The organism is Xanthomonas sp. LMG 12459 (assembly GCF_009192905.1).
GTDB lineage: Bacteria > Pseudomonadota > Gammaproteobacteria > Xanthomonadales > Xanthomonadaceae > Xanthomonas_A > Xanthomonas_A sontii.
Window position 1 is genome coordinate 1 of record NZ_NSGT01000068.1, and the last position, 562, is coordinate 562.

Here is a 562-nt window from a genome sequence, read left to right on the forward strand (position 1 = left end):
GGGCCTTGCCTGCTAGGGGGTAAGACGGTATCTACGCAAAGGCGTGCAGCATCGAAGCCGTTGCCGTTGCCGTTGCCTTGGCTGTTGCTTGGCTTTAGCTGTTGCTTTGGTTGTTGCTTGGCTTTGGCTTTGGCTGTTGCCCTGGCTTTTGATTTACCGGGTTCCCTTCCGAAGCGGCGGCCATCGCGGGGAAAAACCCGAAGGGCGGCGTACATGGATGTACGCCGTCCGCGGCAGGGCAGGGCTCGCCGGAAAAAGGCGAAGCACTGCTTCGCCCCGGCGGGCGGGCTGGCGCCGTGAGGCGACTGCCCCGGACTTGGCTGCGAAGCAGCCAAGCCCCTTCCGCGGATCCCCGTGATGGCCGCGGACCCGGAGCGCGCAGCGCGGAGGGCGCGAAGGCAGGGCGCGGTTTCTTTTGGTTACCTTTTCTTTGCGCGAGCAAAGAAGCGCTTCTCAGCAGCCGAAGGCTGATCAAAGTAACTCGCCCGCAAGGGCGAAAGCCTTTGCTTTTGCTTGATACATGAGTGTCAGACGAGAAGAACCGTAGGAGTCAACTGTCATG

Annotated in this window: 1 protein-coding gene; it reads right to left on the reverse strand. The window is 61.6% G+C overall.

Annotated features, from left to right (window positions below):
* A partial coding sequence (locus tag CEK65_RS21210; protein WP_226980593.1) for a hypothetical protein occupies positions 1 to 215 on the reverse strand: 215 nt, incomplete at its 3' end.
* Between the last annotated feature and the right edge of the window lie 347 nt (positions 216 to 562).